Origin of the sequence: Campylobacter sp. CNRCH_2016_0050h, assembly GCF_025772605.1 — a bacterium.
GTDB classification, from domain to species: Bacteria; Campylobacterota; Campylobacteria; order Campylobacterales; family Campylobacteraceae; genus Campylobacter_D; species Campylobacter_D lari_D.
In genome coordinates this window covers 1-736 of sequence record NZ_JAKMSK010000037.1, presented here as the reverse complement: position 1 = coordinate 736, position 736 = coordinate 1, and the positions used below count along the sequence as shown (strand labels likewise).

Here is a 736-nt window from a genome sequence, read left to right as displayed (position 1 = left end):
CCTGATGTAGAAGATATTAAAAACGAAACAGCCACTTTAGATGAAAATGATTTAATTAGCGATGATATATGGGATTATATTATAAATGATATTGATAAGGTTCATTATAATATAGATATTAGATTATTAGCTAAATTATTAAATGAGTATAGTGATATATCAAATAAAACAGAAGATGAGCAGGTTAAATTTATAACCACATATTTAGGTGTAAAAGAAAACGATGCTAGAGCATTATTACAAAGCTTGAGCTTTTTAAATGAATATAAAGTTCATGATATAAACAAAGCTAAATTTACTGATGAAACAGTAAAAACTAACTTTGCAAATTCTTTCAAAAATGCTGGCGCTAAATTTACAAACTTTAATGACAAAAAAAACACACTGTATAAAGATCTTAAAGATCTTAAAGAAAATATAGTATCAAAAGGTTTTAATATTGAGCACTTGCTTGATGAAAATCAAGAAGAATTAGCCAAATTTATAAAAGCTTATAATGATTATGTAGTTTTAATAGAAAAAGGCTTGGCAAATGAAAATGACCCTTTATTTGTAAGTATTAAAAGCACCATTATAAAACTTAATACTGAAGCTAAAACTCTTTATGCACAATTGCTTAGTTATAAAGATCAACTTCAAGATTTTAAAGATAACAATAAATTTGAAAAAGTTATCATAGCTGGAGACTTTAAAACTATTCCTTTATTAATAGCTCCTGATGTTAATAAACCTATTG

General features: G+C 25.1%; 1 protein-coding gene. It reads left to right on the top strand.

Annotation, left to right across the window (positions count from 1 at the left end; all coding sequences use genetic code 11):
- Window positions 1-736: hypothetical protein (locus L8X28_RS08280; RefSeq protein ID WP_263666055.1), on the top strand; the 736-nt coding region annotated here is incomplete at both ends.